This window comes from Amaricoccus tamworthensis (assembly GCF_049800875.1).
Taxonomy (GTDB): Bacteria; Pseudomonadota; Alphaproteobacteria; order Rhodobacterales; family Rhodobacteraceae; genus Amaricoccus; species Amaricoccus tamworthensis.
Genome location: NZ_JBNAFV010000001.1, coordinates 181355 through 200375 on the forward strand (window position 1 = coordinate 181355; position 19021 = coordinate 200375).

Annotated in this window: 16 protein-coding genes; 7 read left to right on the forward strand and 9 right to left on the reverse strand. The window is 61.5% G+C overall.

From position 1 onward, the window contains the following. Positions 1–67: 67 nt before the first annotated feature. Complete coding sequence (locus ACP15P_RS00925; protein ID WP_424926610.1) at positions 68–970, reverse strand: LysR family transcriptional regulator; 903 nt, start codon at positions 968–970, stop codon at positions 68–70. 146 nt (positions 971–1116) lie between these two features. Here ACP15P_RS00925 and ACP15P_RS00930 point away from each other — a divergent pair, with 146 nt between their 5' ends. The 5 genes from ACP15P_RS00930 to ACP15P_RS00950 all read left to right on the forward strand — a co-directional run bounded on the left by ACP15P_RS00930 (position 1117) and on the right by ACP15P_RS00950 (position 6179). Continuing rightward, positions 1117–2616 (forward strand): CoA-acylating methylmalonate-semialdehyde dehydrogenase, encoded by a 1500-nt coding sequence (locus tag ACP15P_RS00930; protein ID WP_424926611.1) that lies wholly within the window; start codon positions 1117–1119, stop codon positions 2614–2616. 35 nt (positions 2617–2651) lie between these two features. Then, positions 2652–3797 carry an acyl-CoA dehydrogenase family protein gene (locus ACP15P_RS00935; RefSeq protein ID WP_424926612.1) on the forward strand — a complete coding sequence of 382 codons (1146 nt, stop codon included), beginning with the start codon at positions 2652–2654 and terminating at the stop codon, positions 3795–3797. Then, complete coding sequence (locus tag ACP15P_RS00940) at positions 3794–4843, forward strand: enoyl-CoA hydratase/isomerase family protein (RefSeq protein ID WP_424926613.1); 1050 nt, start codon at positions 3794–3796, stop codon at positions 4841–4843. Before ACP15P_RS00935 ends, ACP15P_RS00940 begins: the two co-directional genes overlap by 4 nt. Before the next feature lie 17 nt (positions 4844–4860). Next, the gene (mmsB, locus tag ACP15P_RS00945; RefSeq protein ID WP_424926614.1) at positions 4861–5721 is read left to right on the forward strand and encodes a 3-hydroxyisobutyrate dehydrogenase; all 861 of its coding nucleotides are present in this window, start codon (positions 4861–4863) and stop codon (positions 5719–5721) included. Between the two features lie 113 nt (positions 5722–5834). Continuing rightward, positions 5835–6179: a DMT family transporter gene (locus ACP15P_RS00950; RefSeq protein ID WP_424926615.1), complete on the forward strand. Its 345-nt coding sequence runs from the start codon at positions 5835–5837 to the stop codon at positions 6177–6179. A gap of 17 nt (positions 6180–6196) precedes the next feature. On the opposite strand, the gene uvrA is transcribed toward ACP15P_RS00950, so the two are convergent. After that, a complete protein-coding gene (gene uvrA, locus ACP15P_RS00955) occupies positions 6197–9055 on the reverse strand; it encodes an excinuclease ABC subunit UvrA (RefSeq protein ID WP_424926616.1) in 2859 nt (952 codons plus the stop codon). 219 nt (positions 9056–9274) lie between these two features. Further along, a complete protein-coding gene (locus ACP15P_RS00960; RefSeq protein WP_424926617.1) occupies positions 9275–9895 on the reverse strand; it encodes a lytic transglycosylase domain-containing protein in 621 nt (206 codons plus the stop codon). Between the two features lie 174 nt (positions 9896–10069). Here ACP15P_RS00960 and ssb point away from each other — a divergent pair, with 174 nt between their 5' ends. Beyond that, positions 10070–10567: a single-stranded DNA-binding protein gene (gene ssb, locus ACP15P_RS00965; protein ID WP_424926618.1), complete on the forward strand. Its 498-nt coding sequence runs from the start codon at positions 10070–10072 to the stop codon at positions 10565–10567. A gap of 72 nt (positions 10568–10639) precedes the next feature. On the opposite strand, the gene ACP15P_RS00970 is transcribed toward ssb, so the two are convergent. Beyond that, positions 10640–11233: a hypothetical protein gene (locus tag ACP15P_RS00970; RefSeq protein ID WP_424926619.1), complete on the reverse strand. Its 594-nt coding sequence runs from the start codon at positions 11231–11233 to the stop codon at positions 10640–10642. A 280-nt stretch (positions 11234–11513) separates the two neighbouring features. Beyond that, positions 11514–13094, reverse strand: coding sequence for a lysine--tRNA ligase (locus ACP15P_RS00975; RefSeq protein ID WP_424926620.1), 1581 nt, complete (start codon positions 13092–13094; stop codon positions 11514–11516). Between the two features lie 118 nt (positions 13095–13212). Between ACP15P_RS00975 and ACP15P_RS00980 the strand changes: the two genes are divergently transcribed. After that, positions 13213–13653 (forward strand): tellurite resistance TerB family protein, encoded by a 441-nt coding sequence (locus tag ACP15P_RS00980; RefSeq protein ID WP_424926621.1) that lies wholly within the window; start codon positions 13213–13215, stop codon positions 13651–13653. A gap of 51 nt (positions 13654–13704) precedes the next feature. On the opposite strand, the gene ACP15P_RS00985 is transcribed toward ACP15P_RS00980, so the two are convergent. The 4 genes from ACP15P_RS00985 to dacB all read right to left on the reverse strand — a co-directional run bounded on the left by ACP15P_RS00985 (position 13705) and on the right by dacB (position 18992). Continuing rightward, entirely contained in the window at positions 13705–15576 is a 1872-nt protein-coding gene (locus ACP15P_RS00985) for an NAD(P)/FAD-dependent oxidoreductase (RefSeq protein ID WP_424926622.1), read from the reverse strand. 112 nt (positions 15577–15688) lie between these two features. Then, positions 15689–16720, reverse strand: coding sequence for a fatty acid desaturase (locus ACP15P_RS00990; protein ID WP_424926623.1), 1032 nt, complete (start codon positions 16718–16720; stop codon positions 15689–15691). A gap of 185 nt (positions 16721–16905) precedes the next feature. Next, positions 16906–17370: an SRPBCC family protein gene (locus ACP15P_RS00995; protein WP_424926624.1), complete on the reverse strand. Its 465-nt coding sequence runs from the start codon at positions 17368–17370 to the stop codon at positions 16906–16908. A 152-nt stretch (positions 17371–17522) separates the two neighbouring features. Then, positions 17523–18992, reverse strand: coding sequence for a D-alanyl-D-alanine carboxypeptidase/D-alanyl-D-alanine endopeptidase (dacB, locus tag ACP15P_RS01000; RefSeq protein WP_424926625.1), 1470 nt, complete (start codon positions 18990–18992; stop codon positions 17523–17525). Positions 18993–19021 lie beyond the last annotated feature (29 nt).

Sequence of the window (19021 nt, forward strand, 5' to 3'; positions counted from 1 at the left end):
GTATCTCCTCCTCCGTATTCCTGCACAGCCATGGAATGTTTGAGTGTTTCCGCAGTCAGGTCGCAAGTCAAGCGGATGCGGACGCAAGCGTCTCCCGCATCCAGTCCACAATCACGTCCGCCATACGGTTTATCCGCGCAACCCGCGCGTCGTCCTGGTGCCGCACAAGGAAAAACGCCCGGGTCAGGTTCACGTCCTCGGTCAGAATCGGAACCAGTTCCGCATGCTCCCGCGCCACAAAATCAGGGAGAATACAGAATCCGGCCCCCTTCAGGCACCAGCGCAGCTGCACGATCAGACTGTTCGAAGTCAGCGACGGGTCCGCTTCCCGGCTCAGAAGCGAATAGTAATCCAGCTCCCGGTCAAAAATCATATCGGAGATATAGCCGATCCCCCGCACGTCGCGCAGATCCTCCATCGACGTGATTTCACCGACTCGCGAAACGATGTTCCGGTGCGCATAAAGCCTCAACCGGTAGTCGGAAATTTTCCGCACCGTCAGCCGCCCCGCGGTCGGTGGCGACAGTGTCACGGCCAGATCGGCCTCACGCTTTGAGAGCGAAAACATCCGCGACAACGCCACCACCTGAACCTGCAACTCGGGATTGTCCCGCGAGAGGGCATCACAGGCATCCGTCAAAAGGTAGTTGGAAACTCCATCCGGTGCCCCAATCCGCACGCTGCCCAATAGACGGTCGGACTGCCCGCCGATTTCCTCTGCGGCCGCCGCCGCCTGGTTTTCCATGGCCTGCGCGTGTGAAATCAGGGAGTTACCGGAATCGGTCAGCGAATATCCCTGGGGTGAGCGGTCAAACAGTTTGGTCCCGATCGCATCCTCCAGTGCGGTGATTCTCCTTCCCACGGTCGCCGGATCGAGCCCGAGTTTCCTCCCCGCGGCCAACAGGCGGTTGTGCCGGGCCACGGCCAGAAACACCCGCATGTCGTCCCATTTCATTACCTGTTTTTGCATGATCCTCCCCAAGTCTGCCCGCGTTATACTGCAATTTTGCATTATGTCTTTGAAAAATTGGGGCTGTGTTTTTGATTTCCTGACCGTACAAAGAGGGAAACTCCGGCCTTTTGGGGCCGGATCAGACGTTCAACCGGGAGGAACACATGCGGCAAATTGGTCACTTCATCGACGGCGCCGCCGTCGCGGGCAAATCCGGGCGCACGGCCGAGGTCTACAACCCCGCCACCGGCGAGGTTCAGGCCGAAGTTGCCCTGGCCAGCAGTGAGGAACTCGACCACGCCGTTCAGGTTGCCAAAAAAGTTCAGCCCATGTGGGCCGCAACAAACCCCCAGCGCCGTGCGCGCGTGATGATGAAATTCGTCGATCTCCTCCACCGCGACATGGAAAAACTCGCCGAGGCGCTCTCCAGTGAACACGGCAAAACCATCCCGGACGCGAAGGGCGACGTGATCCGCGGCCTCGAGGTCGCCGAGTTCTGCATCTCCGCACCCCACATGCTGAAAGGCGAATTCACCGACGGCGCGGGCCCCGGCATCGACATGTATTCCATGCGCCAGCCCATCGGCGTCTGCGCGGGCATTACGCCTTTCAACTTCCCGGCCATGATTCCCATGTGGAAGATGTGCCCGGCCCTCGTCTGCGGCAATGCCTTCATCCTCAAACCATCCGAACGCGATCCGTCCGTTCCGATGATGCTCGCCGAACTCATGCAGGAGGCCGGCCTTCCCGAAGGACTGCTCCAGGTCGTCAACGGCGACAAGGAAGCCGTCGACGCCATCCTCGACCACCCGGATATCGGCGCTATCGGCTTCGTAGGCTCCACACCCATCGCGCAATACATCTACGGCCGCGGCTGCTCCAACGGCAAACGGGTCCAGTGTTTCGGCGGCGCGAAGAATCACATGATCATCATGCCCGACGCCGATCTGGACCAGGCGGTGGACGCCCTGATCGGGGCCGGATACGGTGCCGCCGGTGAACGCTGCATGGCCGTTTCCGCCGCCGTTCCCGTCGGCAAGGCAACCGCAGACGCCCTCATTGAGCGCCTGATCCCCCGCGTCGAATCCCTCAAGATCGGACCCTATACAGCCGGCGACGACGTCGATTTCGGCCCCGTGGTGACCAAAGCCGCCCAGCAGCGCATCAACGGCCTCGTCGACAGCGGCGTCGAACAGGGCGCGACCCTCGCCGTCGATGGCCGCAATTTCTCCATGCAGGGCTATGAGAACGGCTTCTTCGTCGGCGCCAGCCTCTTCGACAATGTCACGCCGGAAATGGACATCTATAAGGAGGAAATCTTCGGCCCGGTCCTCTCGGTTGTGCGCATGAACAGCTACGACGACGCCATCGACCTGACCATGAACAACCCCTATGGTAACGGCACCGCCATCTTCACCCGCGACGGCGACACGGCCCGTGACTTCTCCAGCCGCATCAATGTCGGCATGGTCGGCGTCAACGTGCCCATCCCGGTGCCGCTCGCCTACCACACCTTTGGCGGCTGGAAGCTCTCGGCCTTTGGTGACCTGAACCAGCACGGACCGGACGCCTTCAAGTTCTACACGCGCACCAAAACCGTCACGTCCCGCTGGCCCTCCGGCACGAAGGAAGGCGCAAGCTTCTCCATCCCCATCATGGAATAGGCGCCAGGCGCGGGAAAAAAGGGGGGGAGCACGGCATGGATTTTTCCGTGTCCAGCGACAGCCAGGCCATATTCGACATGGCCCGCGACTTCGGGGCGGACCGCATCGCCCCGAATGCCGACGCCTGGGAACAGGCCGGCACCATCCCCCGCGTCGTGCTGGAGGAGGCCGGGTCACTCGGCCTCGCCGCCATGTACGTCCCCGAGGGCATGGGCGGCTCCGGGCTGACACGGCTGGACGCCACCCTGGTGATTGAAGCGCTGGCCATGGCCTGCCCGGCCGTTTCCAGCTTTCTCTCCATCCACAACATGTGCGCCTGGATGATCTCGAAACACGGCAGCGACGCCCTGCGCGAACGCTACCTTCCCGACCTGATCACCATGAAACGCATCTGTTCCTACTGCCTCACCGAACCCGGTTCCGGCTCCGACGCCGCCGCCCTGCGCACAAAGGCCGAACCAACCGATACCGGCTGGTCCCTCAACGGCTCAAAAGCGTTCATCTCCGGCGGCGGCTATTCCGACCTCTACCTCACGATGGTCCGCACCGGCGGCGACGGCCCCAAAGGCATCTCCGCCCTGATCGTAGAAAACGACTCCCCCGGTCTCTCCTTCGGCGCGCAGGAGCGCAAAATGGGCTGGCGCGCCCAACCCACCGCCCAGGTGAATTTCGACAACTGCGCCGTACCGGCCCAAAACCTGCTTGGCGAGGAAGGCTCCGGCTTCCGCTATGCCATGGAAGGTCTTGACGGTGGCCGCCTCAACATCGCCGCCGCAGCTTTGGGCGGCGCTCAAACCGCCCTCGACCGCGCCCTCGCGTACACTACTGAACGCAAGGCATTTGGCCGCGCACTCAACGACTTCCAGGCGCTGCAGTTCCGCCTCGCGGATATGGAAACCGAACTGCAGGCCGCGCGGGTCTTCCTGCGCCAGGCCGCGTGGAAATACGACACCGGGGCGCCCGACCGCACCAAACACTGCGCCATGGCCAAACGCCTCGTTACCGACACCGCCTTCCGCGTCGCCAATGACGCATTGCAGCTTTTAGGCGGTTACGGCTACCTCACCGACTACGGTATCGAAAAAATCGTTCGCGACCTTCGGGTTCACCAGATCCTTGAGGGCACAAATGAAATCATGCGCGTGATCATTTCCCGCGCCCTGCTCGCGGAGACCAAATGAGCGACGTCAGTATCCGCATCGAAAACGTCACCGGCCACATCACCCTGACCCGGCCCAAAGCCCTGAACGCGCTCTCGCGCGCCATGTCGGAGGAAATCGACGCCGCCATAATCGCCTGGGCCGACGATCCGTCAGTCGAAATGGTCCTGATCGATGCCGAAGGCGAACGCGCGTTCTGCGCCGGCGGTGACATCCGCGAAATCTACGAGGCCGGGAAACAGGGCGATTTTTCCGTTGGCCGCGACTTCTGGCGGCAGGAATACCTGATGAATTCGCGCATCGCGCACTACCCCAAACCCTGGGTCGCCATCATGCACGGCTATGTCATGGGCGGCGGCGTTGGCCTGTCCGGTCACGGATCGCACCGGGTCGTCACGGATTCTAGCCGCATCTCCATGCCCGAATGCAATATCGGCCTCATCCCCGACGTGGGCGGCACGCATCTGCTGGCCCGCGCCCGCGGCCGCCTCGGCGAGTTTCTTGGCCTCACCGGCTTCCGCATGGGCGCGTCCCAGGCGATCTTTTCCGGGTTCGCGGACCACTACGTCCCGGAGGACCGCCTTGACGCGCTCAAGGCAAAACTCATCGAAACGGCTGATCCCGAGGTCATCACCGAATTCCAGGCCACGCCACCAGAGCCCGATTTCGGAATGCCACTCGACGCCATCGACGATGCCTTTTCCGCACCCGACATCGCCACCCTTATCGCACGGCTCGAGGTTTCCGATGTGGGCCACACCACGGTCAAAACCATCCGCGCCCAGTCGCCGCTCTCAATGGCCTGCACCCTTGAACTCGTCCGTCGCGCCCGCCGCGAACCAGGCCTGAATGCCGCTCTGATCCGGGAACTGCGCTGCACCTGGCACTGCATCAGCGAGGGCGACCTGCTGGAAGGCATCCGCGCCGCGGTGGTCGACCGCGACCGTAAACCCGTCTGGCTCGACAAACCCACCGGCGTCCACCGCGACCGCGTCACAGCCATGCTCGAACCTCTCGGCGCCGACGACCTCGACCTGCCGGTCGATCCCGCGCCGCAACCCGCCTGATTACGAAGGAGCACCCAATGGACATCGGATTTATCGGACTTGGCAACATGGGCGCTCCAATGGCGAAAAACCTCGCCGCCGCAGGCCACACCGTCACGGGCTTTGATGTGACCCACGTGACCGTCGATGGCGTCAAAATGGCCGCGACCGCTGCGGAAGCCGCCCAAAACCGCGACGCGGTCATCACCATGCTCCCCAACGGATCGATTTTGACCTCGGTCTATGCGGAAATCGTACCGGCGGGAAAACCCGGCGCCGCCTATATCGACTGCTCCACCGTCGATGTGGACAGCGCCAGAGCCGCCGCCGAAAAGGCCGCCGCCGCGGGCTTTCTGCCCGTGGATGCCCCGGTTTCCGGCGGAATGGGCGGCGCGGTTGCGGGCACCCTGACCTTCATGGCCGGCGGATCCCCCAAGGCCTACGCCCTGGCCGAGCCGCTATTCGAGATCATGGGCCAAAAATCCGTGCTCTGCGGCCCCTCCGGCTCCGGCCAGGCCGTGAAAATCTGCAACAACATGATCCTCGCAATCTCCATGATCGGCGTCTGCGAGAGCTTCAACCTTGCGGAAAAACTCGGCCTTGATCCGCAGGCCATGTTTGACGTGGTCTCCACTTCCTCCGGCTTTTGCTGGTCAATAAACAACTACTGCCCGGTCCCCGGCGTCGGCCCGGAAAGCCCCGCGGACAACGGATACAAACCTGGCTTCGCGGCGGAACTCATGCTCAAGGATCTTGGCCTTTCACAGGACGCGGCCAAATCCGTCGCCGCCAACACTCCGCTGGGCCGGCACGCCACCGAACTCTACGAAAAATTCAACGCCGAGGGCGGTAAAGGCCAGGATTTCTCGGCCATCATCCGCTGGCTACGCGACCAGTAAGACACCGCTGGCGCGCAAAACGCCCGGTCATCCGAACACCCGTTCCGAGATTGTCGGCGGCCGATATTTATGGTTCTGGGTGGGTCCGCAACGGCCAGAGGGAGTCGCCCGCCATGTCACCCACCATGATCGCCTACAGCTTCCTGTCCCTTGCCATCGTTATGGAGGTGGCGGGCACAACCTTCCTGATGAAATCGGAACAGTTTTCCCGCCTCATTCCCACCATTTTGATGGCGGCACTCTATGCCGGGTCGTTCTTTTTCCTGTCCCAGGCGCTGAAATCCCTGCCGCTGGGTATCGCCTACGCCATCTGGGCCGGGCTGGGCATTGTCCTGACTGCCCTGATCGGCGTGGCCGCGTTCAAACAGATCCCTGATTTCCCCGCCGTCATCGGCATCACCATGATCGTTGGTGGGGTTGTGGTCATCAACCTGTTCTCAAACTCGGTGACACACTGACACTACCGCGCGGCGGATCACTCCGCCGCCACGCTCTGGCTCACCAGAATTTCACCCAGGTACTGCCCCGTATGACTTCCTGGTGCGCGCGCCACCGCTTCCGGCGTGCCCGTGGCCACGATCTGGCCGCCGCCGTCACCACCCTCAGGGCCGATATCGATGATATGGTCGGCCGTCTTGATGACGTCCAGGTTGTGTTCAATCACCACTACCGTGTTCCCCTGGTCCACCAGTTCGTGCAGCACTGCAAGCAACCGCCGCGTATCCTCGAAATGCAGACCCGTCGTCGGCTCATCGAGAATATAGAGCGTCCGACCGGTGGATCGCCGCGCAAGTTCCTTCGACAGCTTCACCCGCTGCGCTTCGCCGCCTGACAGGGTCGTCGCCTGCTGGCCCACCTTGATGTAGCCAAGCCCCACGCGCATCAGCGTGGACATCTTTTCACGGATGGACGGGACTGCGGAGAAAAACTCCTCGGCATCCTCAACCGTCATGTCAAGAACATCCGCTATGCTTTTGCCCTTAAACAGGATTTCCAGCGTCTCGCGGTTGTAACGTTTCCCCTCACAGGTCTCGCAGGTCACGTAGACATCGGGCAGGAAGTGCATCTCAATCTTGATGACGCCGTCACCCTTACACGCCTCACAGCGCCCGCCCTTCACGTTGAAGCTGAACCGCCCCGGCTTGTACCCACGCGATTTCGCCTCCGGCATCCCGGCATACCACTCCCGGATCGGCCCAAACGCACCGGTATAGGTGGCCGGGTTCGAGCGCGGCGTGCGGCCGATAGGCGACTGGTTGATGTCAATCACCTTGTCCAGGTGCTCCAACCCCTCAATCGTATCACACGGCGCGGGCGTCTGCCGTGCGCCGTTGAGCCGCATCGAGGCCGTCTTGAACAGCGTCTCAATCGTCAGCGTCGATTTCCCGCCACCGGAAACCCCGGTCACACAAGTCAGCGTGCCGAGTGGAAACTCCGCAGTGACGCCCTGAAGGTTGTTGCCGGTCGCATTGACAACCTTCAAAAACTTGCCGTTGCCGGGCCGACGCTCACCCGGAATGGTAATCTCCCGCTGACCGGTCAGGTACTGACCCGTGATCGAATGCTTGTCCTTCGCCACCTGCGCCGGGGTACCCGACACGATCACCGCGCCACCATGCACACCCGCGCCAGGGCCGATATCGATCACGTGGTCCGCCGTTCGGATCGCCTCCTCGTCATGCTCGACAACGATCACCGTATTGCCCTGATCCCGCAGGTTTTTGAGCGTGGTCAGAAGCCGTCCGTTATCCCGCTGATGCAGACCAATCGACGGCTCATCCAGCACATACAGAACCCCGGTCAGCCCGGAACCGATCTGGCTGGCCAGCCGGATGCGCTGGCTCTCGCCACCCGAAAGCGTCCCGGAACTCCGCGCCAGCGTCAGATAGTCCAGCCCCACATTCACAAGAAACCCAAGCCGTTCCCGGATCTCCTTCAAAATCGCCCGCGCAATCTCCTGATACTGCGGCGTCAGGGCCTGTGGCACCTTTTCGATCCAGTCCAGAGCCTCCCTGATGGACAGCTGCACCACCTCACCCGCGTGCTTGCCGTCAATCTTAACCGCCAGCGCCTCCGGCTTCAGCCGGAACCCGTGACACACGCCACAGGGCCGGTTGTTCTGATACCGCTCGAACTCCTCCCGGACCCAGTTGGAATCCGTCTCGCGATAGCGCCGCTCCATATTGGGGATCACGCCCTCAAACGGCCGCTCGATCTCATAGACGCGCCCGCCCTCATCGTAGCGGAACTTGATTTTCTCGCCCTTCGAGCCATAGAGCATCAGATCCTGCGCCTCTTTCGGCAGGTCGCGCCACCGCGCGGAGCGGTTGAACCCGTAGTGCTTCGCCAGCGCCTCAATCGTCTGACGATAGTACGGCGACGAGCCTTTTGACCACGGCGCAATCGCCCCTTTCAAAATCGGCAGGCTCTCATCCGGCACCACCAAACGCGGATCGAAAAACAGCTCCACTCCCAGCCCATCACAGGCCGGACAGGCGCCAAACGGAGCGTTGAACGAAAACAGCCGCGGCTCAATCTCCGGAATGGTGAACCCGGAGACCGGACAGGCAAAATTTTCCGAGAAGGTAATCCGCTCCGGCTCGTCCGACCCGTCAGCCAGTTCCAGAACCGCAATACCATCCGCCAGGTTCAGGGCCGTGCGCAAACTGTCCGCCAGCCGCGTTTCCAGACCCTCACGCACGACGATCCGGTCCACCACAACGTCGATGTTATGGCGAAATTTCTTGTCGAGCGTCGGAGGCTCCTCAAGCTCGTAAAACTGCCCGTCCACCTTGACGCGCTGGAATCCCTGCTTGCGGAACTCCATGAACTCCTTGCGATATTCACCCTTCCGGTCGCGAATGACCGGCGCCAGCAGATAGGCCCGCGTCCCTTCCGGCAGGCCCATGGTGATGTCCACCATCTGGCTGACCTGCTGCGCGAGGATCGGTTCGCCCGTGGCGGGGCTGTAGGGCGTGCCAACCCGCGCGAACAAAAGCCGCAGGTAATCGTAAATCTCCGTCACCGTCCCCACGGTCGAACGCGGGTTCTTTGACGTCGTCTTCTGCTCAATGGAAATTGCGGGGCTCAGACCGGAAATATGGTCGAGATCCGGCTTCTTCATCATGTCGAGAAACTGCCGCGCATAGGCCGACAGGCTCTCCACATAACGCCGCTGGCCCTCGGCATAAATCGTATCAAAGGCAAGGCTCGATTTTCCCGACCCGGACAGGCCCGTAATTACCACGAGCTGGTCGCGCGGAATATCCACATCGATCGACTTAAGGTTGTGTTCCCGCGCGCCGCGAATTTCGATGAACTTCTGTTCAGCCATATCCTGCTCCTGATAACCGGCCTTACTTAGTACATTTGGCCGGGGATGCGAGTCCCAACGCGTTTCGCGATCCGGAAACCCGGATAACATGACGTCTCAACGGCCCGCCAAAGCCATTGGTTCCGGAAAAACAGCCCCGTTCCGGCTGTCGCGCCCATATGAGAACAAAACGTGATCATCCGCAAGTGGTTTCAAGGCCACCAGCAGTACATTGCCAAATCAGCGGCCGAGAATCCGTCGCACGTAGTTCTGGGTTTCCTTGTAGGGCGGCACACCGCGGTAACGCTCCACAGCCCCCGGCCCCGCGTTATACGCGGCAAGAGCCAGACGCCACGTGCCAAACTTGCGGTACTGCTGGCTGAGATACCGCGCCCCGCCTTCCAGGTTCTGGCGCGGGTCATGGGGGTTAACCCCAAGCGAACGCGCGGTTTGTGGCATCAGCTGCGCCAGCCCGATCGCGCCCTTGTGCGACCGCGCGGCTGGCCGGAAATTCGATTCCTGCTTGACGAGGCGCAGGAACAGATCCTCCGGCACATTGTTCCGCCGCGCGGCGATGCGGGCCATGTCCTGATACACGCCCCGCGCACCGGTATAGGTCGGAATGGTCCAGTCACCTTCAGAGATCGACGATGGCGCCCTCGGCTGTCCCTTGAGCGCCCCGGGAACGGGTGCGCGAATCAGATCACGATACTCGGATGAAAGTCCCGACCGGTTAGACAGCAACCGGCTCAGTTCCGCCTGCGCATATGCACCACCCGCCAGCGACACAAATGCCGCCGCAAACACAGATAACCGCCAGTAACTCAACTGTCCCAATCCCTGCCCAGGTTCCGTCGTCACGCCGGTGTGTCCCGGCTCCGCGCGATTTATGCCAAAAAACGGTTCCGTTGTCAGCCTTTGACTTTTCATTGGCGCACATAAACCCTAAAACGGCGCAGCCTCGACGATTGGAGACAACCAATGGTTGAGAAAAACGCTTGATAATACGGATATGCCCAGCAAGGAGGCTCACGAATGGCGGGTAGTGTAAACAAGGTGATTTTGGTCGGCAATCTCGGCCGTGACCCGGAATCACGCACATTTCCCAGTGGCGGCAAGGTCGTGAACCTGCGCATCGCCACCTCGGAACGCTGGCGTGACCGCAACACCGGCGAAAACCGCGAGCGCACCGAATGGCACTCGGTCGCCATCTATAACGAGCCACTGGGCCGCATTGCCGAACAGTATCTGCGCAAGGGCTCGAAGGTCTATCTCGAAGGCCAGCTTGAGACCCGCAAATGGCAGGATCAGAGCGGTCAGGACCGCTACAGCACCGAGGTCGCCCTGCGTCCCTTCCGTAGCGAACTGACCCTGCTTGACGGTCGCGGCGAAGGCGGTGGCGGTGGCGGCTACAGCCAGGACGGCGGCGGCGGTTACAGCGGCGGCAGCCAGGGTGGTGGCGGCTACGGCGGCGGAAGCCAGGGCGGCGGCGGCAACCCGGCCGGTGACCTCGACGACGAAATTCCGTTCTAGGGAACACCGGGGCACCCGCCCCGATAGCGGACTACCTGCGGCGGGCCATCCGGTCCGTCGCGGAAACCAAATTTATCTGGAATAATCCATCGCGGTAAATCCAGGCATTGTGCGCAGTTCGCCCGTAATTTCCTCGGTCACGTCCGTCACTGACAGATCCTCGACCCGCAGGACCGAGCCACCATCCCCGATAAAGTCGACGCCTACGTGACCAAACATCACGCGGCCGTCCCAGACCATATCGACACCGGGCAGCTTCTCCGGCCCGATCACCGCACTGACCTCGACGACCTCATCATCATCCACGGCGACCACCGGACCGCTCTCCCGCAGCCCGTCGACCCGCACCGCGCCCATGCCACCGGGCCAGGCACCAATACGCGCGTCAAAACCGGACCCGGAAACCGGACGGATACGGGTATACACGCGGAGGTAGCTGCCCTCGCGGTAAGGCATCTCGCCCATGTATCTCAAACGCTGAATTTTTTCGGATTTCCGCAGTTCAAGACAGCTCCCAAACTCCGGATCACCCTGCGCAATACGAGCACCGCCGCGTTCCGCATAGCAGCCATCATCCGGCAAACCATTTCCCGGGGACCAGTCATAAAGACCCTCGGAAAACCGTGGTGGCATCAGGTCAAGTTCCATGGAACTGGCGACAGCCATAGGGACAACCCTGCGAAAAGGCACTACATTTGAATATTTGGACAACATCACACACCCCTGGGTCAACCCCGGCTGTCTCTGGCTGGAACTGGACGGATTGGCTTCGGCTATTTTGTAATAAATTCGAAACTTTTGGTTAACATACCGTTAACCATCCGGGCATCGCCGATCTTTCAACCCTGGGATGATACGTCGAATTTCAGTGAAAAGGACAGGCCGCCCGCAAACTCCACCGGCGGCCTTGCTGGTATATACCCCGGGCGAATACGCCCTTCTACTCCTAGTTGACGAACCCGCCAGCGAGTGCGCTGTCGATCAGGGCAACGGTTTCCGAAATTCCGTAAAGGGAGATGAACCCACCGAATCTCGGCCCCTGTTTCGCCCCCAAAAGGACCTCGTAAATTGCGCCAAACCAGGCGCGCAGCGGCTCAAATCCATGCTCCTTGCCCACAGCAAAGACCAGGCTCTGAAGCGATTCGGCGTCCTGCTCCCCGCTCAGACCCGCCAAACGGTCGCGCAGATCACCCAGCGCCGCCCGCTCCATTTGGGTGGGCTCACGATACTCCTTCGCGGGTTTCACGAAGTCATGGAAATACCGCACCGCATGACCCGCGGCCGCATCGAGACCCGGATGGCTCTCCGGGTTCGCGTCCGGCGCATATTTCCGAATGAAGCCCCACAGAACCTCCCGGTCCTCCGCATTTGCAGCCGACGCAAGGTTCAGCAGCATCGAGAACGGCACGACCATATCCGATGCCGGCGGCGTTCCGCCATGAATGTGCCAGACCGGATTGGCCACCGCCTGATCGGTCTCCTGCCCTGGATACGCGCGAAGCTGCTGGTGGTATTCATCCACCGCCTTCGGGATCACGTCAAAATACATCCGCTTGGCCGTCTTCGGCTTCTGGAACATAAAATACGACAGCGACTCCGCGCTGGCATAGGTCAGCCACTCATCAATCGAAATGCCGTTGCCGGTCGATTTCGAAATCTTCTGACCATTCTCGTCCAGAAACAGCTCATAGACGAAGTGCTCCGGCGCCTTCCCCCCAAGGATGCGGCAAATGCTGTCATAGATCACGGTGTTGGAGCTGTGGTCCTTGCCGTACATCTCAAAATCAACGTCAAGCGCGGCCCAGCGGGCCCCGAAATCCGGCTTCCACTGCAGCTTAACATTGCCACCCGTCACCGGCAGCGTCCATTCGCGCCCGGTCTCGTCATCAAACGTCACCGTCCCCGCAGCACCGTCCACATGCTTCATCGGCACATAGAGCACCCGGCCGGTCTCCGGATGGATCGGCAGGAAACAGGAATAGGTCTGCTGCCGCTCCTCCCGCAGGGATTTCAGCATCACCTTCATGATGTCGTCATACCGCTCCGCGGCCCGGCGAAGCACGTCATCGAACTGACCGGTTTTATAGAAATCCGTGGCCGAAATGAACTCGTACTCAAACCCAAAGGTATCGAGGAACCGGCGCAGCATCGCGTTGTTGTGATGCCCGAAGCTCTCAAACTCCCCAAACGGATCCGGCACGGAGGTCAGCGGCTTCTGCAAATGCTCCCGCAGCATCTCCGTATTCGGCACATTGTCGGGCACTTTACGCATGCCGTCCAGGTCATCGGAAAAGCAGATCAGCCGCGTCGGAATATCCGTCAGCGCCTCGAAGGCACGTCGGATCATTGTGGTGCGGGCCACCTCACCGAAGGTCCCGATATGGGGAAGACCGGACGGACCATACCCCGTCTCAAACAGGACATACCCCTTTTCGGGCGGTGCCTTGGCGTACCGTTTGGCAAGGGCGCGCGCCTCCTGAAAGGGCCAGGCCTTTGAAGTTTCAGCAGCAGCGCGAAGATTGTCCATTTTATCAGGTGTCCCGGTAATCACGAACCGTCCATCGGTTCGCACGCTTCCTATTGCCGAGCGGCAATGCGGTCAATACAAGCAGGTCATCCAACCGGATCAGCAAACGGAACACCCCATGGTCTCGGATCTCAACCCGCCCGCACTGTCCACCCAGGACGCCCTCGTCGCCATCATGGTGGCCGTCTCCGCCTCTGACGAGGCCATGTCGAACAGGGAACTGCTCTCGATCAGCCGCATGATCGAAACCCTGCCCGTGTTCGATGATTTCGACCGCGACCGCATCGGCACCATCGCCCGCACCGTATTCGATCTCTTCTCCGAGGAGGACGGCCTCGACGCCCTCTTCGGCCTCGTGCGCGAGGCCCTGCCCGCACCGCTCCAGGAAACGGCCTACGCGCTCGCCTGTGACGTGGCCGCCGCCGATGGGCACGCCTTCCAGGCCGAACTGCGCTTTCTTGAGGAACTGCGGTTCGAACTCAACCTCGACCGCCTTCACGCCGCCGCCATAGAGCGTGGCAGCGCCGCCCGCCACCGCAGGCTCCCGGCCGCCGACTGATCCAAAACGACAAAAGGCGGCATGTCGCGCCGCCCTTTCCGATCCCCCGGATCAGCTCTGCGCCAGCAGATCCGCGTCCTGCTCAAGCCGCGCCGGTTTCGGCACCTCATCTTCCGCCGGACGCCCGGTGTGATGGCTTTCCTGCAAACCATAAACCGGCGTCTCGATCCCCTCCATGCGGGCTTTCAGCTGCAACGCAAGGAACTGTGAGTAGTGCCGCGACTGGTGCAGGTTGCCGCCCTGAAACCACAGCGCCTCCTGCTGCGTCGGCTTCCACATGTTGCGCAACTCACCTTCCCACGGTCCCGGATCCTTCGGCGTGTCCGACCCGAGCCCCCAGACCTTGCCGACCCTATCCGCGGTCTCCCGGTCGATCAGGTCAGCCACCCAGCCGTTCATCGAGCCATAACCGGTGGCATAAACAATCACATCCGCCTCCAGCTTTGTCCCGTCATCCATCAACAGACCGTCCTCAACGATTTCCGTCACCTGACCGGATTTCAGCTTGATCTTCCCGTCGATGACAAGCTGGCTCGCCCCCACGTCTATATAATAGCCCGACCCGCGCCGCAGATACTTCATCATCAGCCCGGACTCGTCCGCTCCGAAATCCAGCTGGAACCCGGCCTTTTCCAGTCCCGCATAAAACTCCGCGTCCTCCGCACGGATTTTCTCGTACATCGGGATCTGTGCCTCATGGGCAATCGCATAGGGCACGGAAGCAAATATAAGGTCCGCCTTCTCCGTCGTGATCCCCCCGGCCATCGCCTCCTCGGAATAGAGATCCCGCATTCCGAAATCGAACAAAGGTTCCGACCGAACCACATGCGTCGAGGACCGCTGCACCATGGTGACGTCCACATCATGCTCCCAAAGGGCCGCGCAGATGTCATGGGCGGAATTGTTCGACCCGATCACCGCGACCTTCTTCCCGACAAACGCATCCGGCCCCGGATGCTGGCTGGAATGATGCTGATCGCCCTTAAACGTTTCCATGCCCGGGAAATCGGGGATATTGGGTTTTCCGGCCATACCGGTCGCGAACACGAGCTGTTTGGGACGCAGAACAGCCAGCTCGCCATCCCGGTCAACGGTGACCGTCCATTCCTTCGCGGCCCCGTCAAACTCGGCGCGTTCCACGGTCGAGCGGGTCCAGTAATTCAGCTCCATGATGCGGGTATACATTTCCAGCCAGTCGCCGATTTTGTCCTTCGGCGCATAAACCGGCCAGTTCCGCGGAAACTGCACATAGGGCAGATGGTCATACCAGACCGGATCATGAAGACAGAGCGACTTGTACCGCTTGCGCCAGCTGTCGCCCGGCCGGTCGTTCTTCTCCACAATGATCGTCGGCACGCCCAACTGCCGCAGCCGCGCCCCCAGCGCGATACCGCCCTGACCACCGCCAATAATAACCGTATAGGGCTGCACCCCGTAACCAAGCTCGGCCTGCTCCTTTTCCAGCCCCTCCTTCCAGGTCAGCTGGTGCCGGTCCACGCCATGTTTCGCACCGAGCGGCCGGTTCCCGTCCACCGGCTCCTCAAACCCTTTGAGTTCCGCCATCGTCGTCAGAAGCGTCCAGATCTGCCCATCCCGAAGCCGCAGATGCCCGTAGCCCCGGCCCACGGCCGTCTCAAACGACACCCAGGCACAGATCGTGCCTTCATCCTCGACGGTCACCTCCTCGCCCTCGGCCAGACGCCAGTTCGTCGGGCGGATCCACGGCAACTGGTTGACCAGCATGTCACGGACCTGATCGGCCCCTTCCATGGTTTTGATGTTCCAGGTGAAACTGACCAGGTCGCGCCAGTAACCGTCAGGCTGAAACAGCGCCACGGCGGCCTCCACGTCACCGGCCTCAAGCGCCACACCGAACGTGTCCAGAAACTCAGTGACCTGAACGTCACCTGCCGTTTCGAGCATGCCAATCCCTCCCAAAATTTTATTATTGGTATGAGTGTGCAAATTTAACCCGGCAGGGGAAGCCGTTTTTCGAGTTCAACCGCAAAGACTTCATCAGAAGCCGATTCAGCCCCTATTTCGAAAGCTCCCGAAAGGAAATCAGCTTCCGCGACGTCTCGCACCACAGGTTGAGACGCACGCATTTCAGGCTGTCCCGAATGGTCATGCGTCGCATCTGCGCCAGTTGCGGATGATCGCGCAGCACCTCGGTCAGCCGGTAGAACGGAATACGGCTGTAGAGATGATGCACATGATGCACGCCGATATTACCGGTCATCCACTGCAAAAACCGGGGCATGACATAGTACGAACTGCCGTGCAGCGCCGCCTCATGCATGTCCCACTCACCATCCTCGTCCCAGACCGTTTCCTCAAACTGATGCTGCACGTAGAAAAGCCACATGCCCGCCGCCGCGGCCAGAAGCGTTGTGGGAACGCAGACCAGCAGGAACGTCTGCCAGCCCATGAAGTAAATCGCCACGGCCGACAGCGCGACAATCGCTGCATTGGTCCCCATAGCGCTGATCCAGTACTTGCGACCGGCGGTGAAGAACCCCACGGGCAGCCGGTTCTGAATCCCGAAAATATACACCGGCCCGATCAGGAACAGCGTCAGCGGATGCCGGTACGCCCGGTACACCAGCCGGTCCCAGCCAGACGCCTCCCGAAACTCCCGCGCCGTCATGGTAAAGATGTCACCGATCCCGCGCTTATCGAGGTTGCCCGACCCCGAATGGTGGATCGAATGCCCCCGCCGCCACACGTCATAAGGCGTCAGGGTCAGAACCCCGATGATCCGCCCGATCCAGTCATTGACCTGCCGCTCGCGAAAAAACGACCCGTGCCCGCAGTCATGCTGAATGGTGAAGAGCCGCAGCAGAAACCCCGAGTTCATGGCGGAAATCGCCAGAGCCAGCCACGGGCTGACCGTCGCCGCCCACCAGGCCACAGCAAAGAGAATGACAAACGGCACGAACGTCACCGTCAGTTCAAACACACTACGTTTGGTACTTGGATCACGGTACTGCGCCAGAACGCGCAACCAGTCACGGGGTTCAACAACTACGGCAGTATCAGCAGCAAACCGCTGTCTCATGTCATTCATTACGAAAGCGGCTCCAGCTTTTCAGTTCAGGCCAAACCCTCCTCTGGGCCCGACCGGGTAACCGTCCTTACCCGAAGCTTCCGCCCAAGGCGAGAACAACTGGAGCATCAACGACATTTAAAATTTCTGAAGCCCGCGCCGAAAGACCGCCTCCCAACCCAAATCATACCGGACCGTCCAACGGGTCAACGTGTATGGGCGTATTCCACCAGCTGGTCCGCCACCGTCCCCCAGCCCGCAAAAAACCCCATATCCTCATGGGTCGCTCGGGCCTCCTCGGACCTGTGCCGCGCGGTCACAGTATACACCGTCCCGCCTTCCGGTGCGTCCGACAGGTCCAGCATCACGGTCATGAACGGCTCCGGCGCGGGCTTCCAGCCCTCCATGAAGGCATCCGTAAACACCAGCCGACGTCCCTCAATAATGTCGAGATAAACACCGGTATTGCGCATTTCCCTGCCATCCACCTCGAAGACCGTGTTGAACCGACCACCCACCTGCAAATCAATCTCGCACCCGGTCACCCGGTGCGGTCTGGGAACGAAAAAATGGGGTATGTGCTCCGGACTGGTCCAGCAGTCCCAAACCACATCCCGTGGCACCGGCAGGGTTCTTGTGAAAGTCAGATCGGTCTTCGGGTCAAGCTCCATGGCAACATGTCCTCGTCAGTTTCCGCGACAAAGCAGGGGCCATCCCTCCCCAACTTCGCGTTAACCAACGCCGGGTCCCCCCACGGGTTCCCCGGGTCCTCACCTGACGTTACGGAAAGCCCGCCCGCAACATGCGCGTCGTGAAGGAAAAATCAGGGCCGCGGCATTGGCCGCAGGGGCAATGGCGGCATCTCCGCCGCAAACCACGCGGTCAGCAGATTCTTCTGCAGTTCCCGCGCCCGGTTGCCCCAGACCCGCGCCCCCGCCGGCGGCTCGCCGGAGAACGTGTCGATCCCCTCCCGCCGCTCCGGCTCCGAGGAATAGACCGCAAAGGCAAGGCTCCGCTCCGCATCGCCCAGATACCCGGCCAGACCGCTGCTGAAATAGATCGTGCCGGTCTTTGCAGCCACAAACGCCCCATCCGGCGCATCCTCAATCCCGCCAGGCATGGGACGCAGCGGCAGGATCAGAGGCAAACGCCCCGATTCCGCCAGCAACACCTCAACCGTTTCCTCCGCGCTCCACCGCGACCGGTCCGACAGGCCGGAATGGTCAATAAAAACCGCGTCCTCCAGCCCATACCTCTCCCGCGCCCAGGCAGTCATCGCCAGCGCCGACTCCTCCAACCTCAAAGGCGCCTCACCGTTTTCCTTCGCAGCCTGAAGCCCCACAACCTCCGCCGTCAGATTGGTGGAATAGCGCAGCATCCCGCGCAACACATCAATGAGAGGTGCGCCCAAATGCTCCACCAGAACCTCACCCTCCGGCGCCTCCGCCACAAACTCCGGTTCCGGCAGCTCAATCCCCTGCTCTCCGGCCAGACTCGCAAAAACCTCCGCCGCGTATTTCGCCGCATCGCGCACCGGCAGCCAGACCGCCCCGTCACGCCGCATCTTACCGGCATCGAGCGTCCAGACCTCGCGGCCGTCCTCAACCCGGTGCCGCGGCGGACTCTCCTCGCCCAGTTCCCCGGCCACGCCCTCAACCAGAACCTCAAACCCGGTCCCAGGCGCCCCGAAGCCAAAGACCGGCCCGTCCTCCCCGGCAATCCAAGTCAGCCGCACCCGGTTGAAATTCAGGTTCAGCCCCGAAATCGCAGGGTTGTATCCAACATGCAGCGGCTGATCCGGCTCGATCACCGCAAGTTCCGGCAAGGCTCCCGTCACCACAACGAACCGCCCCTCAACTTTGGACAGCCGCGCCTCGGCCAGGTCCGCAACAATCTCCTTGAGGTCATTCGCATCCAGCGCCGGATCACCGCCGCCCACCAGAACCAGATCACCGGACAGAACCCCGTCCTCCACCGGCCCGGTCGCCAGAACGCTGGTCGAAAACCGGTAGTTCGGCCCCAGCACATCCAGCCCGTATAGCGCCGTGACAATCTTCAAAACCGACGCCGGAACCCGCGCCCCGGTCTCGCCATACGCGTCGATCCACCGCCCGTCCCGCGTATCCGCCAGCGCATAACCCGTCACGTCGCCAACGGCTGACCCGGCCAGAACCTCCGGCAGACCGTCCCGCACCTGCGTAACGCCCGGTACCGGCGCGCAGAACAGGGCGCAGCCCAGCCCGACCGCGGCAGGACGAAAGAAACCCAGGATATTCGGCAATGACCCTGTCATAGAACACGCGTCCATCTGTTTGGGTTTAC